At 45.9% G+C, this 16,507-nt stretch carries 12 protein-coding genes and 2 tRNA genes; 10 read left to right on the top strand and 4 right to left on the bottom strand.

Annotated features, from left to right (window positions below):
- Positions 1–377 precede the first annotated feature (377 nt).
- Entirely contained in the window at positions 378–2,549 is a 2,172-nt protein-coding gene (rnr, locus tag CIK90_RS05840) for a ribonuclease R (protein WP_094464570.1), read from the bottom strand.
- Between the two features lie 334 nt (positions 2,550–2,883).
- Here rnr and CIK90_RS05835 point away from each other — a divergent pair, with 334 nt between their 5' ends.
- The 6 genes from CIK90_RS05835 (at position 2,884) to CIK90_RS05810 (ending at position 9,360) form a co-directional block, all read left to right on the top strand.
- Positions 2,884–5,559, top strand: a complete 2,676-nt coding sequence (locus CIK90_RS05835; RefSeq protein WP_094464569.1) for a calcium-translocating P-type ATPase, PMCA-type — start codon at positions 2,884–2,886, stop codon at positions 5,557–5,559.
- A gap of 16 nt (positions 5,560–5,575) precedes the next feature.
- Entirely contained in the window at positions 5,576–6,322 is a 747-nt protein-coding gene (locus CIK90_RS05830; protein WP_371595940.1) for a peptidylprolyl isomerase, read from the top strand.
- Positions 6,323–6,329: 7 nt separating this feature from the next.
- Complete coding sequence (locus CIK90_RS05825; RefSeq protein ID WP_094464567.1) at positions 6,330–7,322, top strand: NAD(P)-dependent oxidoreductase; 993 nt, start codon at positions 6,330–6,332, stop codon at positions 7,320–7,322.
- Entirely contained in the window at positions 7,313–8,305 is a 993-nt protein-coding gene (locus CIK90_RS05820) for a phosphatase PAP2 family protein (RefSeq protein WP_094434907.1), read from the top strand. Before CIK90_RS05825 ends, CIK90_RS05820 begins: the two co-directional genes overlap by 10 nt.
- Before the next feature lie 140 nt (positions 8,306–8,445).
- Positions 8,446–8,913 carry a transcription elongation factor GreA gene (gene greA, locus CIK90_RS05815; protein WP_094391016.1) on the top strand — a complete coding sequence of 156 codons (468 nt, stop codon included), beginning with the start codon at positions 8,446–8,448 and terminating at the stop codon, positions 8,911–8,913.
- 54 nt (positions 8,914–8,967) lie between these two features.
- The gene (locus tag CIK90_RS05810; RefSeq protein ID WP_094391037.1) at positions 8,968–9,360 is read left to right on the top strand and encodes an HIT family protein; all 393 of its coding nucleotides are present in this window, start codon (positions 8,968–8,970) and stop codon (positions 9,358–9,360) included.
- A 13-nt stretch (positions 9,361–9,373) separates the two neighbouring features.
- Here the strand turns inward: CIK90_RS05810 and CIK90_RS05805 are convergent, their stop codons facing one another.
- Positions 9,374–10,462 (bottom strand): mannose-1-phosphate guanylyltransferase, encoded by a 1,089-nt coding sequence (locus CIK90_RS05805; protein ID WP_094464566.1) that lies wholly within the window; start codon positions 10,460–10,462, stop codon positions 9,374–9,376.
- A 146-nt stretch (positions 10,463–10,608) separates the two neighbouring features.
- Between CIK90_RS05805 and CIK90_RS05800 the strand changes: the two genes are divergently transcribed.
- Both CIK90_RS05800 and CIK90_RS05795 read left to right on the top strand, forming a co-directional pair.
- Positions 10,609–10,690: transfer RNA gene (locus CIK90_RS05800), tRNA-Leu, on the top strand.
- A gap of 467 nt (positions 10,691–11,157) precedes the next feature.
- On the top strand, positions 11,158–11,397 hold the full coding sequence (locus CIK90_RS05795) for a hypothetical protein (RefSeq protein WP_094464565.1): 240 nt from the start codon (positions 11,158–11,160) through the stop codon (positions 11,395–11,397).
- A 457-nt stretch (positions 11,398–11,854) separates the two neighbouring features.
- On the opposite strand, the gene CIK90_RS05790 is transcribed toward CIK90_RS05795, so the two are convergent.
- The gene (locus CIK90_RS05790) at positions 11,855–12,394 is read right to left on the bottom strand and encodes a TrmH family RNA methyltransferase (protein ID WP_094391019.1); all 540 of its coding nucleotides are present in this window, start codon (positions 12,392–12,394) and stop codon (positions 11,855–11,857) included.
- 413 nt (positions 12,395–12,807) lie between these two features.
- On the opposite strand from CIK90_RS05790, the gene nadA reads away from it, so the two are divergent.
- Positions 12,808–13,797 carry a quinolinate synthase NadA gene (gene nadA / locus CIK90_RS05785; RefSeq protein WP_094391020.1) on the top strand — a complete coding sequence of 330 codons (990 nt, stop codon included), beginning with the start codon at positions 12,808–12,810 and terminating at the stop codon, positions 13,795–13,797.
- 142 nt (positions 13,798–13,939) lie between these two features.
- A tRNA-Leu gene (locus tag CIK90_RS05780) sits at positions 13,940–14,024 on the top strand.
- Positions 14,025–14,264: 240 nt separating this feature from the next.
- Here CIK90_RS05780 and CIK90_RS05775 read toward each other — a convergent pair.
- Positions 14,265–16,454, bottom strand: a complete 2,190-nt coding sequence (locus tag CIK90_RS05775; protein ID WP_094447445.1) for a glutamine synthetase III — start codon at positions 16,452–16,454, stop codon at positions 14,265–14,267.
- Positions 16,455–16,507: the final 53 nt, after the last annotated feature.

Below are 16,507 nucleotides of genomic sequence, written 5' to 3'. Positions count from 1 at the left end.
CATTCTTTTACCCCATCTATATATTCCTTACGTTCAAAACGTTACGCGTACAGCTCAGCAATTTCAATGAATTTACTCAGCAATTTCAATGAATTTACTCAGCAATTTCAATGAATTTACTCAGCAATTTCAATGAATTTACTCAGCAAATCAAATTGAATTGCTCGGTAAATCAATTTGTTTTCCTCGGCAAATCAATTTGTTTTGCTGAGAAAAGTATCTTTCATATAGCTGTAAACCATTATATTTCATACTATTACACACCATCGGAAACACCTTGGCAAATAGCATATAAAATCGGGAAGCAACCTGCCGTTGACGGCTATGCCTCCCGATAGTATATGGAATATGTATTTTCCAGGGGTTGTCCCGATGGATTATTCGTCGTTGTCAGCCAGTGTGAAGTCGAGCTGTCGCTTCTCTATATTGGCTCTTGCCACCTTGATGCGTACTGCATCGCCCAGTTGGTATTTGTGGTGATGACGTCTGCCAACGAGACAATAGTTCTTCTCGTCGAAGTCGTAGTAGTCGTCGTCAAGGTCGCGCATAGGTACCATTCCCTCGCAGTGGTTCTCGTCTATCTCGCAATAGATACCATACGACTGGATGCCACTGATATGCGCATCGAAGCACTGGCCCAACTTGTCTGCCATAAACTCTACCATCTTATACTTGATAGAATCGCGCTCAGCCTGCTGTGCCACCTGCTCCATGTCGGAACAGTGCTCGCAGAGTTCCTCGTATTTATCTTGGCTGGCACTGCGGCCTCCGTCCTGATAGCGTGTCAACAGACGGTGTACCATCGTGTCGGGATAGCGTCTGATGGGCGAAGTGAAGTGGGTGTAGTATTCAAAAGCCAGTCCGTAGTGACCTATATTATGGGTGGAATACTTTGCCTTCATCATTGATCGGAGAGCAACAATCTCTATCAGGTTCTGCTCTCGCTTACCCTGACACTCGTCCATGAGCGTGTTCAGACTGCGCGAGATTGCTCCTTTGGTGCCGGCAGTCTTCATCTTATAACCAAACTTCACTACAAATTCGCGCAATGCCTCCAGCTTGGTGGGGTCGGGCTGGTCGTGGATACGGTAGGGCAGTGTCTTGGCTTTGACACCTTTCTTCACCTTACCCACACTTTCTGCCACCCACTTGTTGGCTATGAGCATAAATTCTTCAATGAGTTGGGTAGCCTGGTTCGATTTCTTGAAATAAGCTCTGATGGGCTTACCCTTCTCGTCTATATCGAAATGCAACTCTTCGCGGTCGAAGCGCACGGCACCGCCTTTGAATCTGCGCTCACGCAGTATCTGCGACAAGCGAGCGAGGGTGCAGAGCATTTCTGCATTTTCAATGGTCTTGCGCAATGAGGGTTTAGCCTCACACTGCTGCAAAATGTCGAGCACTTCTTCATAGGCATAGCGTCTGTTGCTCTTGATGACGGTGTGTGCAATATGGAATTTCTTGATGTTTGCATTGTCGTCCATCTCGAAAATAGCCGAATAGGCGAGCTTCTCCTCATCGGGGCGAAGGGAGCAGATGAAGTTGCACAGCCGTTCGGGAAGCATCGGGATGGTGCGGTCAACGAGATAGATACTCGTGGCACGCTTCATGGCTTCCTTGTCAATGATAGATCCTTCGGTCACATAATGAGACACATCGGCAATGTGGACACCCACTTCCCAGAGTCCATTCTTCGTTTTGCGAATGGAGAGTGCATCGTCGAAATCTTTCGCATCCTTCGGGTCTATAGTGCAAGTGAACACATCGCGGAAGTCTTCACGACGCTTAATCTCATCGGGCGTGATAGTGGGATCTATCTTTTCGGCAGCATCTTCCACGGCTTTCGGATATTTGTAAGGCAGTCCGTATTGTGCCAATATGGCGTGCATCTCCACATTGTTGTCGCCTTCTTTACCAAGCACATCAATGACTTCGCCCACCATGTTCTTCGATTCCTTTGATGGCCATTGGGTGATTTTCACCACTGCCTTATCGCCATCCTTACCACCTTTGAGTTTTTTCTTCGGCACAAAGATGTCGTGAACAAAGATGTTTCCCTCGGTAACAAGGAAGGCATAGTCTTTTTCCACACGCAGACGACCCACCGCCTGATCGCGCTTATGCGACAAGATTTCTACCACCATTGCCTCCTTGATATGTTTTTCGCGACGTGCCATATAGGCCACTTTCACACGGTCGCCGTTGAGTGCATACATAGAGTTGCGCTCACTGACAAACACGGGCGTGCCGCCATCGTCGGGAAGGAACGAGTTTTTACCATTGGCCTTGCGCACAAAGGTGCCTTCCTGCACTTGTGTTTTGAGGTTGAGCCGGTAACTGTTTTCCGAAACCTTCGAGAGATAGTCGTCCCATGCCATTTCCTCCATCGTGTCGATGGCGAGCATTTTAGCGGGATGGGTTACCAATCGGAGTGCACGGAATATCTGTTTGAACGAGAATGTCTCGTTGGGATTTTCTTGGAAGAATGTCTGAAGCCGCTCCACGAGTTGCTTCTTCGTTATGCGTTTTCCACCTTTTTTCTTATTCATAATCGTAATTTTTGGATTGTATTCTGCTACAAAGATATGAAAAAAGTCAATTTCTTGTACGCTTCGACGGTTAATTTTCATTAAATTGTCATAGACTGGCTGCCATATCTGACCATCATAACAGGACTAACCGCCACTCACAACAGCCCGACACCCCCTCTACGTATCTGCAATGTAATATGGTTCAAAGGGTTACACCATGTCAAAATATGATAAAAAATAGGAACACCACGAAGAATATATCTGTTTTTTCTTTGTTTTCCGATTGCTTAATCGTAACTTTGCAAACTGATTGTCGTAAGGTAACGACTGCACTGCATTTACAAAAGCATACATGACACAGAAACAACAATATACAGGACTGACACCGCAACAAGTGGCAGAGAACCGAAAAAAGTATGGGGAAAACATACTGACCCCACCAGAAAAGGATCCTTTGTGGCGGCAGTTCCTGGAAAAATTTCACGAACCACTCATCATAATCCTACTCGTTGCAGGATTATTGTCAGTGGGAATAGCATGCTACGAACACTACGGACTCGACAAAGGAGGCGAAGTTTTCTTCGAACCCGTAGGCATCTTTGTGGCTATCATGCTGGCTACAGGACTCTCTTTCTACTTTGAATGGCAAGCCAACAAAGAGTTTGCTATACTCAACCAAGTAAACGATGATGAACCCGTGGAGGTGATCAGACAGGGAAACACTACCATGATACCGCGACGCGAACTGGTGGTGGAGGATGTGGTGGTGCTCAACACAGGCATGGAAGTGCCTGCCGATGCCGTCTTGCTGACTTCCACATCGCTGCAAATCGACGAATCGACACTGACGGGCGAACCCATCTGCCACAAAAGTGAACGTCCGGAAGAGGCTGACCCCGATGCCACCTACCCCACCAACCAAGTGATGAAGGGCACGAAAGTAATGGAGGGACATGCCATCTGTCGCGTCACGGCAGTGGGCGACCATACCGCACAAGGCAAAGTGTTTGAGGCTGTACAGATAGACAACAGCATACGTACACCACTCGACGAACAGCTCGGACAACTGGGAAAATGGATCACCGTCGTCAGCTATATCGTGGCTACAGGTATTGTAGTGGGAAGAATCGTGGCATATCTCACTGCCATGGACCATTTTCAGTGGATCGACTTCACCGCTTATATGCTGCAAACCTTCATGATTGCAGTGACGCTGATCGTGGTATCGGTACCAGAAGGACTACCCATGACCGTCACACTGTGTCTGGCCTACAGTATGCGACGCATGCTGAAAAGCAATAATTTGGTGCGCAAGATGCATGCCTGCGAAACTATGGGAGCTACCACTGTCGTCTGTACCGACAAGACTGGAACATTGACGGAAAATCAAATGCGGGTGGATGAGATGAAGCTGTATGGCACAACAGATGCCGACATCGTAGCGGAAGGACTCGCTGTCAACGCTACTGCATCGCTCGACTATTCGAAAAGTGGCGAACCTGCCGTATTGGGAAACCCCACTGAGGGAGCATTGCTGCTATGGCTACACAGCCAAGGCAACGACTATCGCACCATCAGACTGCAGACCACAACACTGGCAGAACTGCCTTTCTCTACCGAACATAAATTCATGGCTACGGTTGTGGAGTCGGTTGCCCGTAAAGGACAACGCATACTCTATGTGAAAGGTGCACCGGAAATCGTCTTTGCCATGTGTCAAACAGCTGACGTGGAACGCAGAGAGATAGACCAACAACTGGCTGTCTATCAGCAACGCGCCATGCGCACACTGGGATTTGCCTATCAGATACTCGAACCGGGAGCACCCCTCCCCATTGTCAATCATAAGCTACAGGCATCCTGTCTGCATTTCATAGGCATTGCAGCCATAGCAGACCCCGTCAGAAGCGATGTGCCACAAGCCATCAACGAATGTATGGAGGCGGGCATTAAAGTCAAGATCGTGACTGGCGACACACCGGGTACTGCTCGCGAGATAGCACGACAAATAGGACTGTGGAACGATCACGACACCGACCAAAGCATCATTACGGGACCTGAATTTGAAGCGCTTTCCGATGAAGAGGTGCGCCTGCGTGTGGAGCAACTGAAAATCATAGCACGCGCACGACCTATGGACAAACGCCGACTGGTAGAAGCATTGCAGAAGAACGGAGAGGTGGTGGCAGTCACTGGCGACGGTACCAACGATGCCCCTGCACTGCGTGCTGCCCACGTGGGACTGTCGATGGGCGACGGAACGAGTGTTGCCAAAGAGGCCAGCGACATCACTATCATCGACAATTCATTCTCCAGCATAGGCAAAGCGGTCATGTGGGGACGGTCGCTCTACCAGAATATTCAGCGCTTTCTACTGTTCCAACTCACAGTAAACGTCACCGCTTGCCTCCTTGTGCTATTCGGTGCGTTCATGGATACTGAGTCGCCACTCACCGTGACACAGATGCTTTGGATCAATCTCATTATGGATACGTTTGCTGCCATGGCTTTGGCATCACTCCCACCATCACACGCTGTGATGAAAGATAAGCCACGCAACAGGTATAAATCCATTCTGACCAAGGAAATGCTAAGAGAGATTGTGGGCGTAGGACTGTTCTTCTTCCTACTGCTGCTCACCATGCTCTATGCTTTCCAACATACCGACATCACCTCGCTGACAGACTTTCTGCAACTGCAACTCAGCAATAAACGACATATCAGCGCTTACGAACTCACATTGCTGTTTACCGTTTTTGTCATGACACACTTCTTCTACCTCTTCAACGCAAGGGCATTCGGAAGTCATCGCAGTGCATTGCATTTCAAAGGGTGTAAGGGCTTGATCACTATCGTGGTCATCATCTTCGTAGGACAAGTGGCAATGGTTGAGACACCAGGCTTCCAAAAGTTCTTCAACGTGGTCAGTCTCCGATGGACTGACTGGCTCATTATCATCGCAGGATCGTCGCTCGTACTATGGATAAGAGAGGCTTGGAACCTGTTGGTAACACAAAAAAGAATATAAAAACAAGAAATAGATTATGGCAAAAGTTAGAATAAACACCCCAGAGGGCAGTATCACTGTGCGCCTCTACGACGAGACTCCAAAGCATCGCGACAACTTCCTGAAGTTGGCCAGAGAGGGATTCTTCAACGGAACACTCTTTCATCGTGTCATCAAAGACTTCATGATTCAGGGCGGAGACCCTGACAGCAAAGGCGCACCTGCTGGCAAAATGCTCGGTACGGGTGGGCCCGGATATACCATTCCCGCTGAATTTGCATATCCACAGTGTTTCCATAAGCGTGGCGCACTTAGTGCTGCGCGACTCGGCGATGAGGTAAATCCTGAAAAAGAAAGCAGCGGAAGCCAGTTCTACATCGTCTGGGGAAAGACTTACAAACCTCAAGAGCTCCGACAAATGGAGCGACAAATGGCTATGCAACAAGAGCAAAACGTGTTTAACCAACTGGCACGACAGAACCACGAACGCATCATGGAACTCAGACGCAACCGCGACCGCGAGGCACTCATGGCGCTGCAAGACCAACTCATAGCACAAACAAAACAACAATGTAAGGACATGGGACTGCCTACCTTTACCCAAGAACAGACCAATGCCTATACTACCGTGGGCGGAACTCCGTTCCTCGACGGACAATACACCGTGTTTGGCGAAGTGGAAGAAGGACTCGACGTGGTGGAAAAAATACAAAACACAGAGACACTGCGCGGTGACCGTCCTAAAAACGACGTGACCATGACGGTGGAAATCATCAACGAATAAACTAAAAATGAAGATTCTCATCACTGGAGCCAGTGGTTTCATCGGCTCGTTTATCGTGGAGGAAGCTATCAGACAGGGTTTCGAAACATGGGCGGCTATACGCCGTTCGAGTTCGAAGGACTATCTGCAAGACCCACGCATACACTTCATAGAACTCGACCTTTCATCGGAAAGCAAACTGGTGGAACAGTTGCAAAACTGCTCGTTCGACTATGTAGTGCATGCTGCCGGTGCCACCAAGTGTCTCAACAAAGCCGACTTTGCGCGCATCAATACCGAGGGTACCAAGAATTTGGTTACTGCACTGCGCATCCTACAAATGCCTATACAGCGCTTTGTGTTCATCAGCAGCCTCAGTATCATGGGTGCTATACGTGAAAAACTGCCTTATCAGGAAATCTGCGAAACCGACACACCACAACCCAACACGGCTTATGGCAAAAGTAAACTGCAAGCAGAGCAATGGCTCGACACACAGAAAGACTTCCCATACGTGATACTCAGACCTACCGGTGTGTATGGCCCAAGGGAAAAAGACTACTTCCTGCAGTTTAAAAGCATTAAAGGACACACCGATTTCGCAGTAGGCCACCAACGACAAGATATCACCTTTGTCTATGTCAGCGATGTGGTACAGGCGGTTTTCCTGGCTTTGGAGAAAGGCAAAACAGGCCGCAGATACTTCCTGTCAGACGGTGAAGTGTATCAGTCGGCAGACTTCAGCAACCTCATACATGAGGCATTGGGACGCCCTTGGTGGATTCGCATCACTGCACCGATATGGCTTTTACGCATCGTTACAACATGCGGCGAATGGATCGGACATATCACCGGAAAGGTTACAGCACTTAACAACGACAAGTTTAACATACTCAAGCAACGCAACTGGCGCTGTGACATCACTCCTGCCATCAATGAACTGGGCTACAAACCACAGGTGAAACTGGAGGAAGGTGTGCGCAAAAGCGTGGAATGGTATCAAGCAAAGGGATGGCTATAAACATGCATACACCGAAATTCCTTATCAGACTGGTGGCACATGACAGTCACCCCACACGCGGACTGTTGGCTGTAGAGTGGGCTATGATGCTCTATCTGCTGTTTACACTGGCACTCATGGCATGTCTCTGGCCGCGCATCCAACAGCCTGCACCCATGCTCATAGGACGATTGGCAATGGTCATCGGGGTATTGCTGGCATGGATTATTTATCAATGGAAACCGTGTCGCATCACCCATTTGGCACGAATACTGCTGCAACTCGGACTCCTCTCATGGTGGTATCCCGATACCTATGAGATCAATAAACTATTGCCCAACTACGATCCATACTTTGCGGCGGCTGATCAATGGCTGTTCGGATGCCAACCCGCACTGCTCTTTTCACAGTGGATGCCGCAACATTGGTGGTCGGAACTCATGCATCTGGGATACGCCAGTTATTATCCGCTGATGGTGGCAGTAAGCCTTTACTACTTCTGCTACCGCTACGAGCGATTTGCAAGAGCCACTTTCGTACTGCTGACATCGTTTTTTGTCTATTACGTCATCTTCGATGTCGTGCCGGTTACTGGTCCGCAATACTACTATCTGGCAGCCGGAACAGACCAGATCGGCGCCGGGGTGTTCCCTGAAATAGGACAATGGTTTATCAACCACACCGAGTCACTGCCCATACCGGGGTGGTCTGACGGTTTTTGCTACCATCTGGTGGCTGCCGCACACGCAGCAGGAGAACGCCCAACAGCGGCATTTCCCAGTAGTCACGTAGGTGTGACAACCATTCTCATGCTATTGGCTTGGAAGAGTGGAAGCCGCAAACTGCTATGGAGCGTAACACCTTTCTATATATTAATGTGTATGGCTACCGTCTATATCCAAGCACACTACGCCATCGATGTGATTGGCGGATGGGTCAGCGGTGTCATCTTTTATTTCGCTTTGGACGGATTTTATCGGAAAAATTTGGAAAGTAGGAAATAAATGCCTAACTTTGCAAACGATAACGAGACACAGTAGAAAAAGGGGATTCCGACATGAGCATAGTCGGAATTCTTTATTTTTTTTGCATCTCGTGAAGTTATATTACAAGAAAACAGAAACCTTTTAAAACAAGAACAATTATGGCTTATATGTCACAAGAAGGCTATGACAACCTCATAGCTGAATTGCAGCGATTGGAAAGTATTGAGCGACCAAAGGCCTCTGCAGCAATCGCCGAAGCCCGCGACAAGGGCGATTTAAGTGAAAACAGTGAGTATGATGCTGCCAAAGAAGCACAGGCACATCTAGAAGACAAAATCAACAAATTAAAATCTACCATTGCCGAAGCTAAAATCATCGATACTTCACGACTCAGCACCGACTCGGTACAGATTCTGACCAAGGTGGAAATGACCAATATCATCACCAAAGCCAAGATGACCTATACCATTGTCAGCGAGAATGAAGCTGATTTGCGCGCTGGAAAAATATCTATCCAGACTCCTATCGCACAGGGACTTTTGGGCAAAAAGGTTGGCGACGAAGTGGAAATCAAAATACCACGCGGCACCATCAAACTGCGCATTGAGAACATCTCTATAGCCTAATATCCAAACAAAAAGGCCACAGAGAAGGGTTAAACCATATTAATACAAATGCTTATGGACATCTTTTCAAAGATTGCAGCTGGTGAAATTCCAAGCTACAAATGTGCAGAGAACGATGAGTTCTATGCCTTTCTCGACATCAATCCACTGGTGAAAGGCCACACACTGGTGATTCCCCGCCGTGAAGTGGATTACTTCTTTGACATGGACGATGAGGAGTTGGCACGCTACCAGAAGTTTGCCAAGCGTGTTGCAGCAGCTATCAAGCGCGCTTTCCCCTGTCGCAAAGTGGCACAGGTGGTGCTCGGTCTTGAAGTACCACACGCCCACATCCACCTCATTCCAATGCAGAGTGAGGCTGATGCAGACTTCCGTAGAGAGAAACTGAAACTCTCTGAGGAGGAATTTCAGGCTATTGCCGATAAGATTCTAAATGAGTTTAAGTAGATTTCAGACCGTCTCAAACAAACTCATCACCGTATTTCATCTGCACTTCGTTCACATATTTGCGAACCAGTGCAGATGAATCTCCTTTCTTACAGATAAGCAATACATTGTCTTCCTCGGCCACAATATAGCCGTCGAGACCGCTGACAATACCCAAACGACCTTTAGGAAGCTTGATAACATTATTGTGCGACTCATCCAATATCACTTCCGAATCGACCACCACGTTATCTCCTTCACCACGACTTCTACATTCATAGATGGCATGCCAAGTACCTAAATCTGCCCAACCGAAGTTGCCGTGCATCACGCAAACCTCGTCGCAGCGCTCTAACACAGCTCGGTCGATGGAGAGATTGGCATAGGAAGGATAGTTCTCGCTTACAAATTCCAACTCATCCTCTAAGGTGAAGTTGGGACGCACAGCATCCAAACGCTTCATCACATCGGGGAACAGCTGTCGGAAACAACTGTTCAGATATTGTCCGTTGGCTTGTATAAGACCTGTGTTCCATAGAAATTCACCGCTTTCCATAAACACTTTGGCGAAGTCGCGATCGGGTTTTTCGGTAAAAGACTTCACACGGAAGACCTCTGTAGCGCCTTCCATCGCATCACCCATCTGTATGTAACCATAGCCAGGTTCTGGACGTGTGGGAGTGATGCCTATGGTGAGCAGCGCCTGATGATGCTCCACAAAGCGGAAACCTTCCTCTATATTATGTTGGAAAGCCTCTTCGTTGAGCACAAACTGGTCGCTCGGCGTAATCACCACATTGGCATCGGCACACTGACGGCATATGCGCATGTTGGCCCACAATACAGCCGGAGCAGTGCCACGACTTACTGGTTCTGCCAAAATGTTGTCGGCATTCATGTCGGGCAATTGTTCTTTCACCAATTCGACATACTCTTTAGCAGTTGTGATGAAAATATTTTCTTGTGGTAATATCTTGGTGAAGCGGTCGTAGGTCTGTTGCAACTGTGTGCGACCAGAGCCAAAGAAATCTATAAACTGTTTTGGGTTTGTCTCTCTGCTACAGGGCCAAAGTCTTCTGCCTTTGCCTCCTGCGAGAATGATGCAATATTGTTTGTTGTCCATGTTATAGGCTTTAAAGGAACTATTTTACGGTACGAAGTTAGTCAATTTCTGCATATTGAACAAAAAAATCAATCATTTTTAATAATTTTTCTCCTTTCATAAACAGATATTCAAAGAAATTTTGTAACTTTGCACTCGCTAAATAAGCCCAGATGGCGGAATCGGTAGACGCGCTGGTCTCAAACACCAGTGGGGAAACCCATCCCGGTTCGAGCCCGGGTCTGGGTACAGCAGAGCGGTTAAGTGTTGGTTTCAACGCTTAGCCGCTATTTTTTTTATGAACTAAAAAGTATTGCCGCAGGATGTGTTGACAGTGGTTGCAACTTGTTTGAAAGCAATACTGATACTAAAGGAAGTGTTGCTTCCGGTTGTACAAACGTTGGCTGTTACCTTTGTACTAACCAAAAACACCACTAAGCAATCATATCAACATACAATAATAAACTTTCTTCATTTTCATAGATCTATTAATCATATAAAATTTTTGCGTCTGCAAAAATCCAAGAGCGGTATTACAATCGTGTGATAATCGTATAAATATGGTGTTAAAGGTTAAACCCGAAGTGTTCCACCTATTATATATATACGAACCATTGATGCTGAAACATGATATTCATCCTTTCTCCATAAGATAGAAATCGAGCTGTAATACCATATCTATACTTTTGCAGCCGAAAAAAAAATCCATATCGGATATGAACAGACTGAAGATTGTTTTGATAACAACAGTATTGGACACATCAACACTTTACGCCAAACAAACACAACTCAAACGCATGACAGTAATATCGGATGTACACCTGATGGCACCATCGCTCTTACGACACAAAGGAACGGCATTCGACAGCTACATCGTAAACGACAGGAAAATGCTTGTGGAAAGTACTGAACTATTAGATTCTGTGAGCAACAGCCTGGCCAACTGTCAGCCGTAAGTTGGTGGTCGATGGGTGGTCGAACTTTCAGACATCGACCACCACCTAAAGTACTATATGATAGCGTGATGCACACTTTGGTGGTCGAGTGGTCGAAATTTTCTTGAAAACTAAAATAACTGTACACGTTAAGCGGTGATGTCCATTCGCCTACGACTTTATTCGAATTCGGTCATTATATTACATGCATGACCATGGATTATTATATTTCTAATGCCCGATTTGTGACTAATATCTTTTAACTGAAAGTTGTATTGATAAAGCTTATCTAATACTTTTTGGGTGCAAAGATATGAGATGTATGTTTCAAAGATGTGATAGAAGTATGAATATGAAGTTAAAAATCAGTTGATTACCTATGTTATCCACAAAGTTATCAACCTATAAGTATCTATACCCGTTAACACCTGTATATTGGTTTAGAAACAAACAGATATGGCGGAGCGATTACAGCAAACTATTCTGGTTTCAAAACGAGCGATTCTGCAAACTTATAAATAATGATGCCTGCCGTAACAGATACGTTCATGGAGTGTTTGGTGCCCAATTGAGGAATTTCCAAACAACCGTTGCTGGCATCAACAACCTCCTGATGAACACCTTTTACCTCGTTTCCTAATACCACAGCATAACGCTTCGAAGGATCAGGAACGAAATGCTGCAGCTTGGTAGAATGTTCCACTTGTTCCACCGACAACACCTCGTAACCATCGTTCTTCAAAGCATTGACAGCCTCAAATGCCGTCTTGTAGTATCGCCAATCCACAGACTCTTCTGCGCCAAGCGCCGTCTTATGAATCTCAGTGGCAGGCGGTGTCTGACAAATGCCACAAAGACAAACAGCCTCTACCCTAAACGTATCAGCCGTACGAAATACACTACCTATATTATACATAGAGCGGACGTCGTCAAGGACAACCACTAAAGGCAGCTTTTCCGACTTCTTGTATTCCTCAATACTCAGTCGCTGCATCTCTATCGTGCGTATCTTTCTCATAGTTGGCGACAAAATTACAAATAAAAAACGATAATACAAATTATTGTGGATAACTATGTTGATAACCGTGTGGATAACGTGTTAATTATCCACTAATATCCACAACGACATTTCTGGTATATGGATATCCACAGGTTTATACAGTTGTTTTTAGCAACTTTTCCACGCAATTATGATGAAAAAAGATATAAACTTATTAAATTTGCACCAAAATACGGAATTGTGGATAAGTTATTCAGTGGTCTAAAAATCAGCACTTAACTATCAACACCTATTGTGGATAGTGTGTGACCACAAGTTGATAACGAAAAAAGCAAAATATCAATAAGAAAGTTTTGCACTTATCAACAGGCTATTATCATACACATTTCTATTTTAAAATTAAAATAAAAAATAAATAATATAATATTGTGATGTTGAAAAACGAATGGATAAAACAAGGATTCATTGATGAACCTATTGCTGACGGCACCGATCTGAAAAAAGAAATAAGACGGTTGGCGAAGGAGAAGAATGCCTTGATTCTGGCACATTACTACACTCGTGGCGAAATACAAGAGGTAGCCGATTTCATTGGTGACTCGTTGGCTTTGGCGCGTAAGGCAGCCGAAACCGATGCCGACATGATAGTGATGTGTGGTGTTCACTTCATGGCTGAAACCTGTAAGATACTCTCTCCTGAGAAGAAAGTGCTTTGTCCTGATGTGACAGCAGGCTGTTCGTTGGCTGATTCATGCCGTGCAGAAGATCTCAAGAAATATAAAGAGGAGCATCCAGGTTATCAGGTTATCAGTTATGTGAATACCACTGCCGCAGTCAAGGCATTGACCGATGTGGTGGTGACCAGTGGCAATGCCAAGAAAATAGTTGATACCTTTCCTGCCGATGCAAAGTTGATATTTGGTCCAGATTATAACTTAGGATCGTATATCAATTCAGTTACGGGTCGTAACATGCTTCTATGGAATGGCGGTTGCCATGTACACGAGCGTTTCTCGGTAGCAGAAATTGCCAAACTGAAAGCCGATCATCCCAAAGCCCTGGTATTAGCACACCCCGAATGTAAGGGTCCTGTGCTTGCTGTAGCCGATGTAGTGGGTTCTACGGCAGTTCTTTTGAAGTATGCGGTAGAACACCCAGAGCAAGAATACATCGTGGCTACAGAGTCTGGAATACTGCATGAGATGCAGCGCCAGTGTCCCACCACCATGTTCTATCCCGTACCTCCAGAGGTTAGTGAAGGCGGATTGGGTTGTTCGTGCAATGAGTGCGACTATATGAAGAAGAACACTTTAGAGAAGATCTATCATACCCTTCGTCACGAATGGCCTACCGTAGAGGTGGATGAAGCCACAGCTCGCGATGCCGTGAAGCCTATTGAGCGTATGTTAGCATTGAGTTAATGCGTGGAAATAATGGTGATAGGCGGTGCTAAAGCCATAGTTCTTCGCCATTTTCTATGTGTGATAAAAAAAAGAAAATAACAATTTCTTTTGTATTCTGCTTAGTTATTCGTACCTTTGCAGGCGAATTCCAAATTCCACTGCCGCGATGGTGGAATGGTAGACACGAGGGACTTAAAATCCCTTGGCCAGTAATGGCTGTGCGGGTTCGAGTCCCGCTCGCGGCACGTTTGGATAAGACAAGCCCCGTCGATGTTTTAGTTTTGAAACAACGGCGGGGCTTGCTTTTGTAGGATGGGAAGTAGGGATTTCCCGCATGAGAATATTTTGGAACGTTGGTCTTGCTATTGCTATAGATATAAAAAATGAGGGCTCGATACTTCACAGCATCGAACCCTGCGCAAACTTCAAACAACCAAAAAAAGAAATAGATTTGTTGTTATTGATGTCTATTCATCAGTCTTATATTAGCGGATGAACAATAGTTCACGATATTTAGGCAATGGCCAGCAGGTATCATCAACAATCAGTTCGAGTTTATCAATCTGATATCTGATGGTGTCCATCTTTGGTTCTATCGTGTCATGATATGCAATAGCCTTTTCATGTTCATCGGCAATTTTGTTTGCAACCTTTCTTGCGTTGACAAGTTCTTCTACGCCTTTCTCGATAGTTGATGTGCGTTCAGCAATTTCCTCTATGATTTTAATGTTGCGTGCTGATAGTTTATCAGCTTTGTCAACAGGGAAAATGGCGCGCATATTCTGTACATTATCGAGCAATTTACTTTGGTACTGTGTAGCTACAGGTATGATATGGTTCATAGAAAGATCGCCCAGAACACGTGCTTCAATCTGTATTTTCTTGGTGTATGTTTCCCATTTCACCTCATTTCTGGCTTCCAGTTCCTTCTTACTCATCACGCCGAGTTTCTCAAACATCTCTATACTTGCCTTGTCGAGATAGCGCTCAAAGATCTTCGGGCATGATTTTTCCACGTCAAGACCACGTTTGGTAGCCTCTTCAATCCATTCGTCACTATATCCATTGCCATCGAATCGGATAGGTTTGCAGGTTTTAATATCCTCACGCAATACTTCCACAATAGCGCTGGTCTTATCTTCACCTTTTTCAATGAGAGCGTCAACGCGCTTCTTGAAATTAATCAAAGCTTCAGCAACTGCCGCATTCAGTGCAATCATGGCTGATGCACAGTTGGCTTCAGAACCAACGGCACGGAATTCAAATCTGTTACCTGTGAATGCAAAAGGCGATGTACGGTTGCGGTCTGTGTTATCGATAAGCAGTTCAGGAATTTCCGGAATATCGAGTTTCATACCCTGTTTTCCAGCCATAGTAAATAGATCGTCCTTGTCTGCGAGTTCGATATGGTCGAGCAGTTCGGTCAACTGTTTGCCCAAGAATGATGAAATGATGGCAGGGGGCGCCTCGTTTGCACCCAGACGGTGTGCATTAGTAGCACTCATGATAGAAGCTTTGAGCAGTCCGTTGTGCTTATAAACACCCATCAGTGTCTCTACGATGAAGGTCACGAAGCGCAGATTAGCCTCCGGAGTCTTACCAGGAGCATGCAACAATACGCCATTGTCAGTAGATAAGCTCCAGTTGTTGTGTTTACCAGAACCGTTGATGCCATCGAAAGGTTTCTCATGCAGCAGAGCGCGGAATCCATGTTTGCGAGCTACGCGCTTCATCAACGACATGAGCAACATATTGTGATCGACAGCGAGATTAGTCTCTTCGAATATAGGAGCTACTTCAAACTGGTTAGGTGCTACTTCGTTATGTCTTGTCTTGCATGGAATTCCCAGTTCAAGAGCCTGCATTTCCAAGTCGCGCATAAATGCTGCAACACGCTCAGGAATAGATCCGAAGTAGTGATCGTCCATTTGCTGGTTCTTTGCAGAATCGTGTCCCATCAGTGTACGTCCAGTGAGCAAGAGGTCTGGTCGAGCCGAATAGAGTCCCTCATCAACGAGGAAATACTCCTGTTCCCATCCCAAGTTAGATGTGACCTTCTTGACTGTTGGGTCAAAATAATGGCACACATCAGTAGCAGCCACGTTTACTGCATGCAATGCGCGTAGCAGTGGAGCCTTATAGTCGAGTGCTTCACCGGTGTAAGAGATGAAGATGGTCGGGATACACAACGTATCATCGATGATAAACACAGGGCTTGTAGGATCCCATGCAGAGTATCCTCTTGCTTCGAAAGTAGCACGTATGCCACCTGAAGGGAATGATGATGCATCAGGTTCCTGCTGCACAAGGAGTTTTCCGGAAAACTCTTCTACCATTCCACCTTTACCGTCATGCTCTATAAACGAGTCATGTTTCTCTGCTGTGCCCTCTGTCAAAGGCTGGAACCAGTGTGTGTAATGAGTTACGCCATTCTCTTTAGCCCACTGCATCATACCTGCAGCCACAGCGTCAGCTACTTTTCTATCGAGTCTTGCACCGTTGTCTATGACATCAATCATTTTTTCATAGACATCTTTCGGCAGGTACTTATACATTTTCTCGCGGTTGAATACCTTTTTACCGAAATACTCATACGGTCTTTCCGATGGAGCTTTTACGTCGAGTGGCTTTTTCTGAAAAGCCTCTTCCACGACCTGAAATCTTAAATTTGCCATAATCACTGTGTTTTTATTTTGTGTTTGTGTTTTTGTTATTTTGTGTCTGTGTT

It is taken from the genome of Prevotella sp. P5-126 (genome assembly GCF_002251185.1).
GTDB lineage: Bacteria > Bacteroidota > Bacteroidia > Bacteroidales > Bacteroidaceae > Prevotella.
The sequence above is the reverse complement of the archived record's forward strand: the minus strand, read 5'-3'. Positions and strand labels throughout refer to the sequence as shown.